Origin of the sequence: Paenibacillus sp. IHBB 3054 (genome assembly GCF_051594305.1) — a bacterium.
Taxonomy (GTDB): Bacteria; Bacillota; Bacilli; order Paenibacillales; family Paenibacillaceae; genus Paenibacillus_AQ.
This window is the reverse complement of record NZ_JBOFBG010000037.1, coordinates 59,173-74,718: the sequence shown is the minus strand read 5'-3', so window position 1 is coordinate 74,718 and position 15,546 is coordinate 59,173. Positions and strand designations below refer to the sequence as shown.

At 43.5% G+C, this 15,546-nt stretch carries 20 protein-coding genes; 15 read left to right on the top strand and 5 right to left on the bottom strand.

The window, feature by feature from the left end:
- Positions 1-195: 195 nt before the first annotated feature.
- The gene (locus ACQ76X_RS28145) at positions 196-1,179 is read left to right on the top strand and encodes an alpha/beta fold hydrolase (RefSeq protein WP_438497102.1); all 984 of its coding nucleotides are present in this window, start codon (positions 196-198) and stop codon (positions 1,177-1,179) included.
- Positions 1,180-1,406: 227 nt separating this feature from the next.
- Here ACQ76X_RS28145 and ACQ76X_RS28140 read toward each other — a convergent pair whose 3' ends face one another.
- Positions 1,407-1,952, bottom strand: coding sequence for a TetR/AcrR family transcriptional regulator (locus ACQ76X_RS28140; protein ID WP_438497101.1), 546 nt, complete (start codon positions 1,950-1,952; stop codon positions 1,407-1,409).
- A gap of 182 nt (positions 1,953-2,134) precedes the next feature.
- On the opposite strand from ACQ76X_RS28140, the gene ACQ76X_RS28135 reads away from it, so the two are divergent.
- The 14 genes from ACQ76X_RS28135 to ACQ76X_RS28070 all read left to right on the top strand — a co-directional run bounded on the left by ACQ76X_RS28135 (position 2,135) and on the right by ACQ76X_RS28070 (position 12,861).
- Positions 2,135-2,986: a DUF3737 family protein gene (locus ACQ76X_RS28135; RefSeq protein ID WP_438497099.1), complete on the top strand. Its 852-nt coding sequence runs from the start codon at positions 2,135-2,137 to the stop codon at positions 2,984-2,986.
- Between the two features lie 13 nt (positions 2,987-2,999).
- A complete protein-coding gene (locus ACQ76X_RS28130; protein WP_438497097.1) occupies positions 3,000-4,217 on the top strand; it encodes a MalY/PatB family protein in 1,218 nt (405 codons plus the stop codon).
- Positions 4,214-4,936, top strand: coding sequence for a flavodoxin (locus tag ACQ76X_RS28125; protein ID WP_438497096.1), 723 nt, complete (start codon positions 4,214-4,216; stop codon positions 4,934-4,936). Before ACQ76X_RS28130 ends, ACQ76X_RS28125 begins: the two co-directional genes overlap by 4 nt.
- A 16-nt stretch (positions 4,937-4,952) precedes the next feature.
- Positions 4,953-5,654: a DUF4405 domain-containing protein gene (locus ACQ76X_RS28120; RefSeq protein ID WP_438497095.1), complete on the top strand. Its 702-nt coding sequence runs from the start codon at positions 4,953-4,955 to the stop codon at positions 5,652-5,654.
- 96 nt (positions 5,655-5,750) lie between these two features.
- Complete coding sequence (locus ACQ76X_RS28115) at positions 5,751-6,494, top strand: SDR family oxidoreductase (RefSeq protein WP_438497094.1); 744 nt, start codon at positions 5,751-5,753, stop codon at positions 6,492-6,494.
- Between the two features lie 73 nt (positions 6,495-6,567).
- Positions 6,568-7,134 (top strand): sugar O-acetyltransferase, encoded by a 567-nt coding sequence (locus ACQ76X_RS28110; protein ID WP_438497093.1) that lies wholly within the window; start codon positions 6,568-6,570, stop codon positions 7,132-7,134.
- 17 nt (positions 7,135-7,151) lie between these two features.
- On the top strand, positions 7,152-7,721 hold the full coding sequence (locus ACQ76X_RS28105; RefSeq protein ID WP_438497092.1) for a cyclophilin-like fold protein: 570 nt from the start codon (positions 7,152-7,154) through the stop codon (positions 7,719-7,721).
- 74 nt (positions 7,722-7,795) lie between these two features.
- The gene (locus ACQ76X_RS28100; RefSeq protein WP_438497091.1) at positions 7,796-8,389 is read left to right on the top strand and encodes a cyclophilin-like fold protein; all 594 of its coding nucleotides are present in this window, start codon (positions 7,796-7,798) and stop codon (positions 8,387-8,389) included.
- 54 nt (positions 8,390-8,443) lie between these two features.
- Complete coding sequence (locus ACQ76X_RS28095; RefSeq protein ID WP_438497089.1) at positions 8,444-9,475, top strand: cyclophilin-like fold protein; 1,032 nt, start codon at positions 8,444-8,446, stop codon at positions 9,473-9,475.
- Between the two features lie 18 nt (positions 9,476-9,493).
- Complete coding sequence (locus tag ACQ76X_RS28090) at positions 9,494-10,450, top strand: helix-turn-helix domain-containing protein (RefSeq protein WP_438497088.1); 957 nt, start codon at positions 9,494-9,496, stop codon at positions 10,448-10,450.
- A gap of 197 nt (positions 10,451-10,647) precedes the next feature.
- Entirely contained in the window at positions 10,648-11,178 is a 531-nt protein-coding gene (locus ACQ76X_RS28085; RefSeq protein WP_438497087.1) for an NAD(P)H-dependent oxidoreductase, read from the top strand.
- Positions 11,179-11,194: 16 nt separating this feature from the next.
- Positions 11,195-12,157, top strand: coding sequence for an aldo/keto reductase (locus ACQ76X_RS28080; RefSeq protein WP_438497085.1), 963 nt, complete (start codon positions 11,195-11,197; stop codon positions 12,155-12,157).
- Between the two features lie 48 nt (positions 12,158-12,205).
- Entirely contained in the window at positions 12,206-12,388 is a 183-nt protein-coding gene (gene dmpI, locus ACQ76X_RS28075; protein WP_438497083.1) for a 4-oxalocrotonate tautomerase DmpI, read from the top strand.
- 116 nt (positions 12,389-12,504) lie between these two features.
- Complete coding sequence (locus ACQ76X_RS28070) at positions 12,505-12,861, top strand: hypothetical protein (protein WP_438497082.1); 357 nt, start codon at positions 12,505-12,507, stop codon at positions 12,859-12,861.
- Positions 12,862-13,358: 497 nt separating this feature from the next.
- Here ACQ76X_RS28070 and srlD read toward each other — a convergent pair whose 3' ends face one another.
- From srlD to ACQ76X_RS28050, 4 genes are read right to left on the bottom strand one after another with little or no spacing between them, the layout of a single operon-like run.
- Complete coding sequence (gene srlD, locus ACQ76X_RS28065; RefSeq protein ID WP_438497081.1) at positions 13,359-14,138, bottom strand: sorbitol-6-phosphate dehydrogenase; 780 nt, start codon at positions 14,136-14,138, stop codon at positions 13,359-13,361.
- 21 nt (positions 14,139-14,159) lie between these two features.
- Entirely contained in the window at positions 14,160-14,525 is a 366-nt protein-coding gene (locus tag ACQ76X_RS28060; protein WP_438497080.1) for a PTS glucitol/sorbitol transporter subunit IIA, read from the bottom strand.
- 14 nt (positions 14,526-14,539) lie between these two features.
- Positions 14,540-14,731: a hypothetical protein gene (locus ACQ76X_RS28055; RefSeq protein ID WP_438497079.1), complete on the bottom strand. Its 192-nt coding sequence runs from the start codon at positions 14,729-14,731 to the stop codon at positions 14,540-14,542.
- Positions 14,655-15,542, bottom strand: a complete 888-nt coding sequence (locus ACQ76X_RS28050; protein WP_438497078.1) for a PTS glucitol/sorbitol transporter subunit IIB — start codon at positions 15,540-15,542, stop codon at positions 14,655-14,657. The genes ACQ76X_RS28055 and ACQ76X_RS28050 overlap by 77 nt, the downstream gene beginning before the upstream one ends.
- Positions 15,543-15,546: the final 4 nt, after the last annotated feature.

Here is a 15,546-nt window from a genome sequence, read left to right as displayed (position 1 = left end):
TTAGTTATATATTTCGGTTTATTGCTATGCAGGACATGAGAAGGGTTTCACAGGTTTGGCTGTCATGATAACGTTCTTTCTGTGCCTGTTCATACTCCGTTCATATTGCCGTCACGAAGGGGACATCTTGGTTGATTACACTTTGAATATGTCGCTAGCGCGGCTCTACAGATATAAAGACAGGAGAAGATGAACGTGACAGGAACGGTGGAAATCAAGACAGGGAACAGAATCCGCAAAAAACAGAAACTATGGTTGAAAATAATAGGAGGTCTTCTCGGGGCGCTTGTGCTGTTCATGGGCATCTTGTTCATCGTTAATGTGATCAGTAACGGGGTCGAGAAAAAGAAAATCGAACCGTACGGCCAGTATGTCAATGTAGATGGTAAAAAAATGAATGTGTTTATTCAAGGCAGCGGCGAACAGACAATCGTCCTTCTTCCTGGACAAGGAACTCCGTCGCCAGTGCTTGATTTCAAATTGCTGATCGATGAATTGTCTCCCGAATACAAAGTCGTAGCGATTGAGCCGTTCGGATACGGGTTGAGCGACGAAACTGAGAAGGCAAGAACAACAGAGAATATCGTCAGTGAAGTTCACGAAGCTGTGCAGCAGTTGGGTATTGACCGTTACGTTCTTATGGGACATTCCATCACTGGACTATACGGAGTGTCCTACGTGAACAGCTACCCGGATGAGGTTCTTGCTTTTGTCGGCATCGACAGCAGTGTTCCGAATCAGCCCGGCATGGATGTCAAATTGCCTCTGAAATCCATGCAGTTTATGCAAAAATCAGGTCTGATGAGATTGCTCCAAAAGGTGAGCAAAGATCCATATGAGTCACTTGCCTTCGATGAGTATACTAAAGAACAAATGCGTCTCATTTCGAATCAAGTCGCGACCAATCCAACAATGTTGGATGAGCTCAGACATCTCGGTACCAATTTTAAAAATGGAGAACAACTTACCTATCCTAACGATTTGCCGGTGCTTCTCTTCGTCCAGTCGAATAACGAGAACAATGAGCAGTGGGTTCCGCTGCATGAGGCACAAGTCAAACAATCGGCACAGGGAAAAATGATCCCGATGGAAGGCTCACATTACCTGCATCATACGAAATTCAAAGAAATCGCCGGGGCATTCAAAGCGTACATGAAGCAAATACAACCTTTCAGGTAATAAGAGGAGCGAGAGAGAAGGACATCAACTAATCATCTTAAATTAATTGTGACTCACAGAAAAAATCAAATGCTGATTGTTTAGATGAAAATGAACCCAAAAAAGGTACTCCTGTTATGGATGTACCTTTTTTTCATATGGATCATTCCCTCGGACAACCTGCAAAACTTTCGGAGGAGCAGCGTAAGCAGTTAGCGGGGTTTTGTTATATATCTTCTTAAACGTTTTTATACAACTCTCTCTAACAAGATCCCCACTTGACTTGCCATGACTTCAGGCGAATAAGGCATTCCTTTCGAAATCCACCATTCCACGATACCTACGAACGCGGTTCCCATAAAGCAGCCCATAATCTCTTCATTCAATCCGTGATTTTTTTCTTCGTTTACATCTACCTCAGCCTTGTATTCTTCAATTAGAAATTCAAGGAACCGCGTACGAAAAGAAGGGGCTCCTTTACTCGCTAACATCGTCGAAAAGAATAAATAATTTCGCTCAAAATATTCGAAGTAGACCAGATTAGCTTCCCGCCAATCCATTTCGCATACATATTCGTTCATTTCCCGCATTTCATTAATACGTTCTTCAATCAGCTTATCCAGTAGATCGAATTTATCCGTGTAATGAAGATATATCGTGGCCCGGTGAACATCTGCCCGATCGGAAATATCCTGAATGGTAATGCTATCAAAACTTTTTTCGGACATCAGTTCAATAACTGCTTTCTTTATCGCTTCCTGTGATTTGAGTATTCTTCTATCTACTTTTGACATGGTTAGACTCACCATACTTTCTTAAATAATCGACATTTTATAATGATTTGTAAATTAATCGACAGATATCGTTATTTTAACGATTGTAACCAGCATAATTCTATATATTATTATACACATGTCGTCTAATCGATCAATATCGATTATATTCAGAAATAAAGTATAAGAGGGGATACAACATCATGAGACTAATCGAAAACGGAACATTTGAGGGAGAACGCCCTTTATTCAAGATATCCCATGTGCAGATCAGAGACAGCGGGTTTCTGCCTGGAGAATCAGCAATTAAAGAAAGTAGCAATGTGCACGTGTCTCGTTGTCGTTTCTCAAGTAAATATCCATTTTGGCATAATCAAGATATAGAAATTCGGGATAGCTATTTCTCTGAGGGTAGCCGCGCAGCTATTTGGTATACAAATGGCGTCGCTATGAACAACTGCAAAGTGGATGCCCCCAAAATATTTAGAGATTCCAGCAATATCAACATCGTCAATACAATTATGGATACTAATGAAACCCTGTGGGACTGTTCGGATGTGAGCATTCTTGATTCTGAATTCAAAGGCAACTATTTGCTATTGCATGGCAGCAAAATTGAAATTAATAACTTCAGATTAGACGGGGATTACTCCTTCCAGCATGTGAAGCAAGGGGTGATAAGGAATAGTGTGATCCTATCCAAAGATGCACTTTGGAATACAGAAGACATCACGGTATATGATTCTATACTCGAAGGAGAGTACTTAGGCTGGTATTCCAAAAATCTGAGACTTGTGAACTGTAAAATTATCGGGACACAGCCCTTGTGCTATGCGGAAAACCTAATTTTAGAAAACTGTGAGATGATCAATACCGACTTGAGCTTTGAGTATACAACCGTTCAGGCTGAAATCATAAACACTGTGGATAGTGTGAAGAATCCCATTAGCGGCTTCATAAAAGCAGAAGGGATTAGAACATTGGTGCTGGACGACCCGAACCTAGACCTCTCAAACCTGCAAATCATAACAAATTCTACGATCGAATCAATCTAAGGGGGGCGGTGATGTGAAGTATGATTTTGACCAAATAATTAACCGGAAACATACAAATAGTGCGAAATGGGATACGAATAACCAATTGGATATTTTACCGATGTGGGTAGCCGATATGGACTTTACAACCGCAGAACCGATTATTAAAGCCTTAGAAAAACGAGCGCTGCATGGGATTTTTGGTTATGCAAGTATACCAAGTGCTTACTATGAAGCTGAAGTCCGCTGGTGGGAGAAACGGCATCATTTCACAATTAATAAAGAATGGATCGAAGTCAGTATAGGTGTTATACCCTCGCTTTCAGCGATCGTTCAAGCCTTTACAGAGGCTGGAGATCAAGTATTGATTCAATCCCCAGTTTACAATTATTTCAATACCTCTATAACGAATAACGGCTGTGATGTCGTCATCAATGAACTTAAGTACAATGGCGATACCTATGAAATTGATTTTGATGATTTTGAACAAAAGGCTTCCCATGAAAAAGTTAAACTTTTTATTCTCTGTAATCCTCACAATCCTGTTGGAAGAGTATGGAGCAGAGCGGAGCTGAAGCGCATAGCCGAAATATGTTTACGGCATAACGTAGTGGTTGTGTCTGATGAGATTCATAGAGATTTGGTATACAAAGACTATGAGTTCATTCCTTTTGCCTCAATGGGTGAAGAATTTCTAATGAACGCAATAACATGTACGGCACCTAGCAAAACCTTCAATCTTGCCGGACTTAAAACATCCAATATTATTTCAGCAAACGAAGAATTCAGAAGTAAAATCAACCGGTCATTGAATGTTAATGAGGCCATTGAACCAAATGTTTTTGGAATTGAAGCTTTAATTGCTGCTTATAACTATGGAGAAGAATGGTTAGATCAATTGCTGGTTTATCTTGCAGGGAACAGGGATTACATCCTTTCTTTCATAAAAGAAAGATTGCCTGATTTAAGGGTTCTGATCCCTGAGGCAACTTATTTAATCTGGATCGATTGCCGGAGTCTGGGTATCCCTTCAACTGAGTTGAGTAAGAAGCTGTTGGAAGAAGGGCATTTAAGAATAAATGAAGGGCTCATCTATGGCGGTACAGGAGAGGGTTTCATCCGTATAAACATTGCATGTCCAAGAGTGCTATTGCAAACGGGGTTAGAAAGACTCGAGCAGGTTGTGAAATCAATCCAGGGCAATAAATCAGGGATCATTCCTGTAATTCACAGACGGGAGAATCATACATGAAAAAAGCACTTGTATTTTTCTTGCTATTTCTGTTTTTTCTTTCCTTAGCAGCATGCGGAAATAACGATTCTGAGGAAAGTACTGCGGCAATCAACATACCAAGCAGTACTGCTGGTATCATTCCTGCTGAAGATAACAATGCCACCCCACTCGTTACAGGTGAGCAGAAAATACTCATTGCATACTTTTCCCGCGTTGGAAATACAGATTTCGATTCCAATGTGGACGCCGTTACCGGTGCAAGTCTAAACCTCCAAGACAGCGTGCTTGCAGGAAATACAGAAATTATTGCGGATATGATTCAGCAAGCGATAGGCGGAGACCTGTTCCTTATTGCTACGGCAAATAAATTTCCAGCCGATTATGACACGGTTGTAGATTTGGGTCAGCAGCAGAAGGAGGAGGATGCACGTCCGGAGCTGAGCGCTCACGTGGACAACATAGAGGATTACGATATTGTCTTTATTGGCTTTCCCAATTGGTGGTACGATCTTCCAATGGCGGTTTATAGCTTTCTGGAGGAATATGACTTTGCGGGTAAAACTATAATTCCCTTTACTACCCATGAAGGCAGCCGATTTTCGAATAATGACCAAACGATAACAAGAATGTTGACCGGGGCAACCGTCTTGGATGGCCTTGCTATCAGAGGCGGAGATGCCAGCGATGCACAGCAAGAAGTGAACGACTGGCTGCAGCAGCTTGGATTGTCCAACTGATAAGCATAAAGGAGAAATGATGAAACCCAAAGCGATGGTTAAAATATCAATTGATCTAATAATGTCGTTGTTGCTGCCGGTTTCAATGGCTTTCATCCTGACCGGGCAGACAGCGCATGAATGGATTGGAGCTGCAATGTTTGTGATGTTTATTACCCACAATGTGCTGAATATCAAATGGTACAGAAATTTGCGGAAAGGAAAATATACGGCCTTTCGTATCTTTCAAACTATAGTGAATTTTTCGGTGTTTGTATGCATGATCGGTCTGATGATTAGCGGCATCATGATGTCACGTCACGTCTTTGCTTTTCTGCCCATAAGCGGTGGAATGTCCTTTGCACGGGAACTGCATATGCTTGCTTCCTATTGGGGCTTCATCTGTATGTCTGCACATGTCGGGCTGCATTGGAACATGATTTTGTTGATGATGCGCAAAGCAGTTAGGATGACTAGGCCGTCCATTATCCGTAAGGTTATGTTACAGTTCATCTCCGCATTGATTGCCGCCTATGGCGTGTATGCCTTTGTACGGCATGATATTACCTCATATCTTTTTTTGAAAACTATGTTCATTTCCTTTGAATTCGAACAATTTCCGGTTTTGTTTTTTGCCGATCATCTAGCAATGATGGGACTCTGTATCTGTATTGCTTATTATGCTGCAAAAGGCATGCAACGTGTTTCATCCCGCGAAAGGAGGAGGTTAAAAAAGTAAAGCATCGATAGCGTTATTTCTGATGTCTACGGACAAGCTAATGATAACAGCAAGTCCTATTAATTAAACTATACAACTATAAGGGAGGAAATAATCATGTCAAAGATTGAAGGAAAAGTTGTTGTTATTATGGGGGCTTCCAGTGGGATTGGTGAGGCAACGACAAAGAAACTTGCCCAAGAAGGAGCCAAGCTAGTAATTGCTGCCCGCAGAGAAGACAGGTTACGGGCGCTTGTTGAAACACTTCCTAATGCTGAAATTTCATATGTGGTTGCAGATGTAGCCAATAAGGAGGATGTTCAGGCTGTAATTGATCTGGCACTTAAGAAGTATGGCCGTGTAGATGTCCTATACAACAACGCTGGAGTTATGCCCACTGCGCCACTTTCTGAAACACGTTTTGACGAGTGGCGCCAGATGCTGGATATCAACATTATGGGGGTTCTAAATGGGATTGCTGCAGTCTTGCCAGTGATGAGAAAACAAAAATCAGGCCATATCATTGCGACTGACTCTGTAGCTGGACATGTCGTCTATCCTGGTTCAGCGGTATATTGTGGAACAAAATTTGCAGTCCGGGCCATTATGGAAGGATTGCGTCAAGAAGAACGCGAAAACAATCTGCGCAGCACAATTATCTCTCCAGGATTAGTGGATACTGAACTGTATACAACGATCAACGACCCTGAAAATCGTGAATGGGTGAAGAATAACGGGAAAATTGAAGGGGTTGGATTGAAGTCTAGCGACGTCGCCGATGCTGTAGCCTATGCCATTAGCACACCTGATAGTGTCGCGGTAAGCGAAATCCTGATTCGCCCAACGAACCAAGTTGTCTAACTGAATGAAGTCAACGATATGCTGCAAAGATTACCATTGATCTAATCTTAAAATCAAAGAGAGGTCTAACAAAATGAATCCAAAGGATATCTTTGAACGTGAGAAATCAGGTGAACTGATTTCTCTGGATGATCCGGAATATTATAAAATCCGCGAGGTCATTAACGAAGCACAAAAAATCACCTTTGAATTAAATAGCTCATCCTATAAAGCTGAAAGGGTTAGAAGTTTATTCTCGAAGTTAACGGGAGCAGAAGTCGATGACACATTCGATCTCCTTCCACCGTTCTACACCGACTTCGGCAGAAATATCAGGGTAGGGAAAAATGTGTTCATCAATCACGCCTGTTCGTTTATGGATAGAGGTGGGATTACAATCGAAGATCATGTTCTCATCGGACCGAAAGTGAATTTGATTACCATTAACCACCCGCTGAATCCCGCTCAAAGACAATCTACAGTTTGTGCCCCTATCCTAATAAAGAGAAATGCCTGGATCGGCATCGGTGCCATGGTAATGCCCGGTGTTACGATTGGAGAAAATTCGGTCGTATCCGCCGGTGCTGTGGTCACTAAAGACGTTCCGCCTAATACGGTTGTGGCCGGCGTTCCGGCAAAAATCATAAAGACGATCGATTAGAGAAGGAAAATACTATTATGAAAAAACTTTTTGCGCTCCCCGTCGCATTGATGATAATATTTGCGTTTGTTGCCTGCAGCAATGGAAATAATGCAGTTTCAGAAACCTCTCAACCACAAACCAGCAGCACCACTGAGGATGCTGAGGATCTGACGCGTGTGGCTTCTGACGGTGCCCAGAGGCAGACCCTCGATCCTACTATGGCTACTCGTGTTCTGGAGAACGGTACAAAAATTAATATGCATTTCGGTGATATTGTGATCCCTGGCACACTGAACGACAGCATCACGGCACAGGCTTTAATATCCAAGCTGCCTTATACCGTGCATGTAAACCGCTATTCCCATGATTTCTGCGGTGTAATGGATGATCCGCTGGAGTACAGAGAAGAAGATGTGCATTATGGCTGGCTCAATGGTGATATTGACTTTGCCACTGACGCAGATTATTTCACCATTCTTTTTGAAGATGAAGAGAAGTCTGAACAATATGGTTATCAGGTGAACATCGGAAAAATTGACAGTGAATTGTCAGTAATAAGTCAACTGAGCGGAAGTTATGATGTGCTGATCGAATTGGCAGAGTAATTGGTACTTCCCGGTCATGAACAAGCCGTGACCGGTTAGCACCAGTGGGTAATAATATGGAAAGGAGGTATAATATGGGGAATATCCTATACTTGTCTTTTGGCATCGGGTTAATCGTCGTGTTGACTGCCTGCAGTACAGCATCTAATGAACAAAATTCCGAATCCGCTTCTCCCGCAGAAAGTGCGAAAATCTCAAATTCTCCTGTACTTCCAGCAAGTCCACCGGCACTAATAACACCGCCAGCGGCGTCACCGCCGGAAGGTGCACCAAATGAAGCAGGAGGTAACGAATCCATGGAGAACGGCATTATTCCCATCCATATCAGTGTTGGCAGCACTATATTTACAGCAACACTTCATGACAACGAAACGACGCAGGCGCTAATTGCTCAATTTCCTGTGACCTTCCAGATGAAGGAACTCAATGGACTGGAGAAGTACTATAATCTGTCCGAGGATCTTCCGGCACAATCTACGGAGCGTCCTGCAACCATTCATGCCGGTGATATTACGAACTGGTCAGGAAACACTCTGGTACTTTTTTATCAAACGTTCTCTAATTCTTTCGGCGGTTATGTTCCGCTGGGACAGGTGGATGATCCGTCCAACCTTGCTTCTGCTCTTGGTTCAGGCTCTGTACAGGTTACATGGTCACTTGCAGACTGAGCTGTGATATATGTTCCAACTTGTAATATAATCCAAAAGTGTGGGAGGATATGAATGAGACAAAGCTTAAAGCGAATTGCCGTTGTAGTCGTCATGGTTCTGGTATCAGGTATTTTCGGACAACCAACTTATGCAGCTGACAATAACGTTCAGGCAGACTCCCTCCATAGTTTGGGATTATTTCAAGGCACCAATAATGGTTATGAGCTCGATCGTCAGGTTACCCGTGCTCAAGCGGCAGTCATGCTGGTACGTCTACTGGGGGCGGAAAATCAGGCGAGGAATGGCAACTACAGTCATCCCTTCACCGATGTACCTTCTTGGGCAGAGGATGCTATTGCTTATATGTACAGCTCAAACTTTACTCAGGGTGCAAGTCACGACAAGTTTAATCCTGGCGGGTTATGCAGTCTGCAAATGTACACCACCTTTGTGATGCGCGCGCTGGGTTACGGGAATGAATTTTCGTATCAGTCAGCAATAGTTGCAGCGGATGAACTTGGTCTTTTATCGTCGATCACAAAAAACGGCAATTTCTTGCGCGGCGACATGGTTGCCGTTTCTTACTCTGCCTTAGCTGTCAAATTGAAGGGTAGTGACCGCACGCTATTGGATGAATTAGTTGCTGACAAAGTGGTGGACGTAGAGGCTGCACAACCTGTACAAAAATTGTTTGCAGCAGAAACAGGTGATGAAAATATCATGAGTGCTCATCCAGACGGTACTGATGTACAGAAAATTAAGCTTACGGCCGGCAACATAGTACTTACCGCCACAATGCTCGACAATGCGGCAAGCCGTGATTTTATTTCCCAACTGCCGTTAACCTTAACGTTACAAGAGTATGCCGGGACTGAGAAAATCAGTGATCTGCCAAGCAAATTATCAACTGAAGGAACCCCGGCAGGCATTGACCCATCCGTAGGGAACATTACGTATTATGCTCCTTGGGGAAATTTGGCTATCTTCTATGAGGATTTTGGTTATTCCAGCGGTCTGATTCAACTAGGCAGCATTGATTCAGGGATTGAAGCCCTTGCAGGCATGAAAGAGGATTTTACAGTTACAATTGAACGAATGGATTAGAGGGGAAGCTGAATTGAAATGGAAGCCCAAGAAAAGGTAGGAACACCTATGTCTAAAAGTGTAGGTAGATTAATCAGGGTGCCTGAGCAGTTGATCAACGCGCCTGACCAAAACGGGAACTTAAAACTGAATGGGATGTCTGTCATTACATTTTGTCTGCATACCCAAGGCAGAATAGGCTCGTATTTTTTGAAGGAGCATCTTCTGCTATACGTGAAGTCAGGTAGTTATACTGTTCGTTTCCGGGATCAGAAGTATACCTTGCGTAGTAATGAAATGGTGTTTCTTCACAAATCGATCGTGATCGAATACGAGAAATCAGGGGAACAGGGTTCCGAGTACTTGCTTGATTATATGATGTTTTTTTTAAACGAAAAAACGTTGGAGGACTTCGTCAAATTTGCAGAGCTGAAGCCAATCTACCCCGTGAGCGATATGATTCCGGTGTCCATTATCCCAGTCAATAATCTCATTACAGCTTATATTGAATCCTTAAAACCTTATTTCGACAAACCGGAGCATATCAACGACGGCTTGGTTCGAGTCAAGTTAATGGAGCTGCTGTTTCATATTTCAGATTCAAATGAACGATTCCTATACCAGTTGCTGCAGCCGAGCAACAATGACAGTAACGGTATCGGTAAAATCATGGAGGAGAATTTCACTAATCCAGTTTCTCTTCATGATCTGGCTTATTTGTCGGGCAGAAGCCTGTCTACATTCAAGCGTGATTTCCAGGCAACGTATGATACTTCTCCGTTGAAGTGGATTCGCAACCGGAGGCTTGATAAAGCCGAGAATCTTTTATTAGAAACGAAGCTTTCCGTCACTGATATCTGTTACTCCGTGGGATTCGAGAACATCGCTCATTTCTCCAAAGTGTTCAAACTTCGGTTTGGAAAGTCTCCGTCGGAATATAGACAACAATCCAGGCTAAGGGATGATAGAGTGAAGAACAGGGTAAGTACAAGCTAATGAAAACCTGAAAAACACGCTTCAGTCGTATAACGTTTCGCGGTTGTTTCCGTGAAACGTTTTTTTATATCAAAATATTTGGGCTAAATGAACAAATGAAATGGGCCTGTCAGCAAAGAAACAATGGGTCTTTCTTGATATTCTTAATTCATGCAATACAGCTTGATCCACTAAAAAGAAATAAGGAGAGATACCATATGAAAACACTGGTTCTTGTATTCCACCCTAATCTGTCTGATTCCCGTCTCAACCGCCGCTGGGCTGAAGAAATGGAGAAACAGCCTGATGTAACGATTCACCGCGTTTATGAAGCATATCCCAATGAGGAAATCGACGTTGCTGCCGAGCAAAAGCTGATGGAGCAGCATGACCGGATCATTCTGCAATTCCCTATTTATTGGTACAGCTCCCCATCATTGCTGAAGAAATGGCAGGATACAGTCCTAACTTACGGATGGGCTTATGGAAGCACAGGAAACAAACTGCATGGCAAAGAACTCATGCTTGCCGTTAGCGTAGGCGCTTCTGAAGACTCCTACACGGCTGAAGGTGCATTCAGCTTTACTCTTGATGAATTGCTGCGGCCGTTCCATGCAACAAGCTACATGATTGGTACACGTTTTTTGACACCTTACGCAGCCTTTGGAGTTATGCAGTTAACCGATGAACAAATTGAACAAACTGCGAAAGACTACATGGCTCATGTATTGAAAGCAACCGCAGAATAGAAAGGCGTGAACGATAATGAAATTGGTAAAAATGCAAAATGAGATGATTCCTTCAATCGCTCTTGGGACTTGGTCCTGGGGTACCGGATCAGCCGGCGGATATGCCATTTTCGGAAATCATCTTTCGGCAGCAGATTTGAAGCCGGTATTTGAAGCCGCGATGGATGCCGGATTCAATCTATGGGATACAGCGGCTGTATATGGAATGGGCGCCTCAGAAACGATTTTAGGAAGCTTCACTAAAGGCCGCAACGATGTGCTGATCTCAGCGAAATTCACTCCTCAAATGGCCGGTAATAATGACAATACGGTTGAGGAACTTTTGGATGGAAGCTTAAATCGGCTTGGTGTAGAACATTCAGACATTTATTGGATTCACAATCCGGCAGATGTGAAAAGATGGACGCCAAAGCTGATTCCTCTGATGAAGAGCGGGAAAGTAAAATATGTCGGTGTCTCTAATCATAATCTGGAAGAAATCAAACTGGCAGCCAGTATCTTGGCGGAAGAAGGACTGGAAATTTCAGCAGTCCAAAATCACTACAGTCTGCTGTACCGTTCATCTGAAGAAGCAGGAATTATAGATTACTGCAAAGAGCATAATATTGTGTTCTTTTCATATATGGTATTGGAACAAGGGGCATTAACTGACAAGTACAGTGCGCAGAATCCTTTACCAAGCGGTACCCGTAGAGGCGATGCATTTGATTCGGACACACTTACCAAGCTGGAAGGCTTAATTCAAGCTATGAGAAACATCGGAAGCAAACATAATGCGTCTACTGCACAAATTGCAACTGCTTGGGCTATGGCGAAAGGGACCGTACCGATCATCGGTGTGACGAAGACATCCCATATTGAGGATGCCAAAAAAGCCTCGGAAGTCAATTTGAACGAGCAAGAAATCCGTGATCTTGAAACGGCAGCAAAAGAAACCGGCGTTGAGGTCAAAGGCGCGTGGGAAAACCCTATGCATTAATAATAAGGTGGATTACAACTCGTTTTTAAAGCTGAAGGAGGAATTTTCATGCCTGTGATTACTATTGAAGCCGCAAAATTAAGTAAAGAACAAAAGAAAATGTTGGTCACCGAAGTTACGTCATCTGCTTCATCCATCATGAATGTACCGGAATCGGCATTTATCGTTTTGGTAAAGGAAAATGAACTGGAGAATATTGGTGTAGCGGGACAACTTCTAGCAGACCGTTAAAGGCCGGATCATACCTACAAAAAAACCACGTTAATGGTATTATCCCCTTCAAGTAGACACTCGTAAAAAGCCTAATGTTATCATTAGGAACGAGTTAACTTGGAGGGGATATTTTTATGGCTAGAAAAGGGCAAAATCCTTACGCTGCAGATTGGTCGCTTGCTGAGCGTCCAGGCTGGCTAACGCTGCGAGGCTCTAATGTAACATTAGATGATCGAAATTCTCCGACGTTTATCGGCCGCAGACAGCAGCACCTGGATTGCCGTGTATCGGCATTGCTGGAGTTTCACCCTATTCATGATGGTGAAAAAGCGGGTATGACGGTTATCATGAATGATCAGTTCCACTATGAGATCGCTCTATCTTGTAAGAATGGCCGTCATGTTGTGATGCTTCGAAGAAGAATTGGGGCATTTATGAGAACTGAAGAGGTAATAGAATATTCAGGTGAGCATATTATTCTGGAGAGATGACAACGGCACGAAGCGAAGCGTAGGGACGTTATATATTGGCTTATTAAATGTATTCCATACCGTCAGAACCACTGTATAGTGTGTCGAAAATGTCGAGTTTAGAAAAAATCGTCTTCAGCCGATTTTCCAACGCAAATATGAATCCAAATCTGCGCCACGCATTGCGTTTAGGGTATGTCGCATTTTCTCAAAAAGGACGTCATTTAAAGTCTAATTGGACATAGTGAAACAAAGGATAAACTAACGAAACGTAAGAAAGTTTATACCGTAATTGACAATGATACCATTCAAAAAAAATAGCGTGCAATTTAGTGTATTTGGGCAATCCTAGCACCCCAGACGATTCCTCGTGTTTTTCTTCGCGTTTTTCAATTTCAATCTGACCTTTAAAGGGTTAATTTATTTTATCAAGTGAAAGAGGGCAAGAGGCACCCTGGGGTGCTTCTTGCCCTCTTTTGCAAATGCTGACTAAACGATGCCCTTTTCTACGTGGTTGGCTAGTGCATCACCTGGCCTCCGGTTACATTGATAGCCTGGCCTGTCATGTAGGAGGCTTTATCGGAAGCATAGAAGATAACCGCATTGGCGATATCATCATAGGTGCAGCCTCTTTTAAGAGGGACTTTGTCAGTATAAACCTGCTCCACTTCTTCAGGAGCAATGCCCAGTTTAGCGGCATACTGGGGAAGCAGGCTTTGAAACATTGGTGACTTCAGCAGATTTCCTGGCATGATCGCGTTTACGCGGATATTGTGTTCGGCCAGATCCAGCGCTAGGCTCTGGGTAAGGCCCACGCCACCGAACTTTGAAGCGGAATAAGCGGAGTTATGCTTGCTTCCTACTTTGCCTGATTTCGAGTTGATTTGAATGATGTTGCCGCTGCCTTGCTCAATCATGATCTTGGACACTTCGCGCGCGCAGAGGAAATATCCGGTTAGGTTGACATCAACCGTCTGATTCCATTCTTTAAGTCCAAAATCCGTAATTTTACGGCTTTTGGCTACACCAGCCACATACACCAGCAGATCAATCCGTTTAAGGGCAAACACAACTTGCTGGACCATTTCAACAACCTCAAGTTCGTTCGTGAAATTCACCTGAACCGCCAAGGTTTCAACCTTATATTGCTCGCTCGTTTCCTTCGCAACTCTTTGGGCATTTTCTTCATTAATATCCGCGACCACAATTTCATATCCTTCTTCAGCCAAACGATGACAGAGCGCTTCGCCCAGACTTTGTCCGCCTCCGGCAACCAGTGCTACTTTTCTCTCACTCATATCTCTATCTCCCTTAATGATTTATTTTTTTATAATTTCGATTTCGCTGCCGATTTCGGGCTTGTGAAAAGCGGTATTCTCCAAGTACAGCGTTCCCGGAAGGCCTTCGTCTTCTTTGCCGTCAAATTGAAGCGTGATATGTCCGAGCTGCTGCAGGTTCAGGGCCACTTTATTCCCGACGGATGTGATGGTGTAAGATTTGCCTCCTAGACGAAATAGATCTCCTTTTTGAATCTCGCCATTCACTTTCGAGAGCTCAATCAGCAGGCAGTATTCCGCCACGTCCTCTGGGGCATTGTTTCCGAACAGCACAAACACTTTATCTTCCATAAAATCAAAAGCTGCTGATCCGAACTTTGTGATACGGGTCTTATATATGGTCTGCATTAAGCGTTCCTCCATTATTGGTATAATCCAAAGCTGGCTAGCCAGGCGATGAACACCGTAGGCGCACCGGTAAGAAAACGCGAGTAGAGTACCGAAGGAACTCCGACTTCAATCGTCTCAACCTCGGCTTCAGCGAGTCCAAGCCCCACAGGCACGAAATCTGCAGCAGCCTGGGAATTGATGGCGAAGAGGGCCGGGAGGGCCAAATGGGCAGGAATGTTGCCTTTGCCGATTTCCGCCAATTAATGTTCCGATTACCTGCGCTATAACTCCTCCAGGTCCCAGAAACGGGGAAAGCAGAGGGAAGGAGCAGATCAGCGATATGATCAGCAAACCCGGAAGCGATCCCGCCAGAGGAGAGAGGAATTTAGCAATGATATCTCCGATGCCTGAAGCATTAATGATACCGATAAGCATGGCTACAAAGGCCATAAAAGGTAGAATAGTTTTAATTACAGTCTCAATTGTTTCCCGGCCAGCCTGATAAAAGACACCTATAATGGATCCCATAGCCATACCTACACGGGCAAGCAGACCTTTTGGCTTATGCTGTTCACTAATTTTCTTGTTTGCGCTATACTTAGGTTGTGTACTTTCTTTATCAACGAATTTTTCGGCTTGGGCTGTATGGGGTGTTCCAGCACCTTCATACGGCTCAATGTTCGAAACCTTAACCCCTGAAACATAGATATCTTCTGTAATATGTTTGGCTAAGGGTCCGCTTTTGCCGGTCGGTAGCAGATTAATGGTCAGAATCCCTTTTTGCGGATAGAGGCCACATCTTAAGGTTCCGCCGCAGTCAATAATCACACAAATGATTTCCTGCTCGGGGACACTAGTTTTGAATCCATCCACCAGTTCAGCACCCGTTAATTCTCCGATCCGATCTGCGATTGCCGGCCTTGTTCCTCCCGTCACGTAGACCACTTTGTTTTTCGCTTCTGTCGGGGTAATGATGAGTGGTCCGCCAAAACCGCCGGGTCCGGCTGATACCCTCACAGATTTGTAAGTCTCCATTTCA

Coding starts and splice junctions, on each gene's coding strand:
- ACQ76X_RS28110 (WP_438497093.1), top strand. CDS start 6,568: ATGAATCCAAAGGATATCTTTGAACGTGAGAAATCAGGTGAACTGATT.
- ACQ76X_RS28100 (WP_438497091.1), top strand. CDS start 7,796: ATGGGGAATATCCTATACTTGTCTTTTGGCATCGGGTTAATCGTCGTG.
- ACQ76X_RS28070 (WP_438497082.1), top strand. CDS start 12,505: ATGGCTAGAAAAGGGCAAAATCCTTACGCTGCAGATTGGTCGCTTGCT.
- ACQ76X_RS28095 (WP_438497089.1), top strand. CDS start 8,444: ATGAGACAAAGCTTAAAGCGAATTGCCGTTGTAGTCGTCATGGTTCTG.
- ACQ76X_RS28135 (WP_438497099.1), top strand. CDS start 2,135: ATGAGACTAATCGAAAACGGAACATTTGAGGGAGAACGCCCTTTATTC.
- ACQ76X_RS28115 (WP_438497094.1), top strand. CDS start 5,751: ATGTCAAAGATTGAAGGAAAAGTTGTTGTTATTATGGGGGCTTCCAGT.
- ACQ76X_RS28105 (WP_438497092.1), top strand. CDS start 7,152: ATGAAAAAACTTTTTGCGCTCCCCGTCGCATTGATGATAATATTTGCG.
- srlD (WP_438497081.1), bottom strand. CDS start 14,138: ATGAGTGAGAGAAAAGTAGCACTGGTTGCCGGAGGCGGACAAAGTCTG.
- ACQ76X_RS28125 (WP_438497096.1), top strand. CDS start 4,214: ATGAAAAAAGCACTTGTATTTTTCTTGCTATTTCTGTTTTTTCTTTCC.
- ACQ76X_RS28120 (WP_438497095.1), top strand. CDS start 4,953: ATGATGAAACCCAAAGCGATGGTTAAAATATCAATTGATCTAATAATG.
- ACQ76X_RS28090 (WP_438497088.1), top strand. CDS start 9,494: ATGGAAGCCCAAGAAAAGGTAGGAACACCTATGTCTAAAAGTGTAGGT.
- dmpI (WP_438497083.1), top strand. CDS start 12,206: ATGCCTGTGATTACTATTGAAGCCGCAAAATTAAGTAAAGAACAAAAG.
- ACQ76X_RS28080 (WP_438497085.1), top strand. CDS start 11,195: ATGAAATTGGTAAAAATGCAAAATGAGATGATTCCTTCAATCGCTCTT.
- ACQ76X_RS28060 (WP_438497080.1), bottom strand. CDS start 14,525: ATGCAGACCATATATAAGACCCGTATCACAAAGTTCGGATCAGCAGCT.
- ACQ76X_RS28050 (WP_438497078.1), bottom strand. CDS start 15,542: ATGGAGACTTACAAATCTGTGAGGGTATCAGCCGGACCCGGCGGTTTT.
- ACQ76X_RS28140 (WP_438497101.1), bottom strand. CDS start 1,952: ATGTCAAAAGTAGATAGAAGAATACTCAAATCACAGGAAGCGATAAAG.
- ACQ76X_RS28085 (WP_438497087.1), top strand. CDS start 10,648: ATGAAAACACTGGTTCTTGTATTCCACCCTAATCTGTCTGATTCCCGT.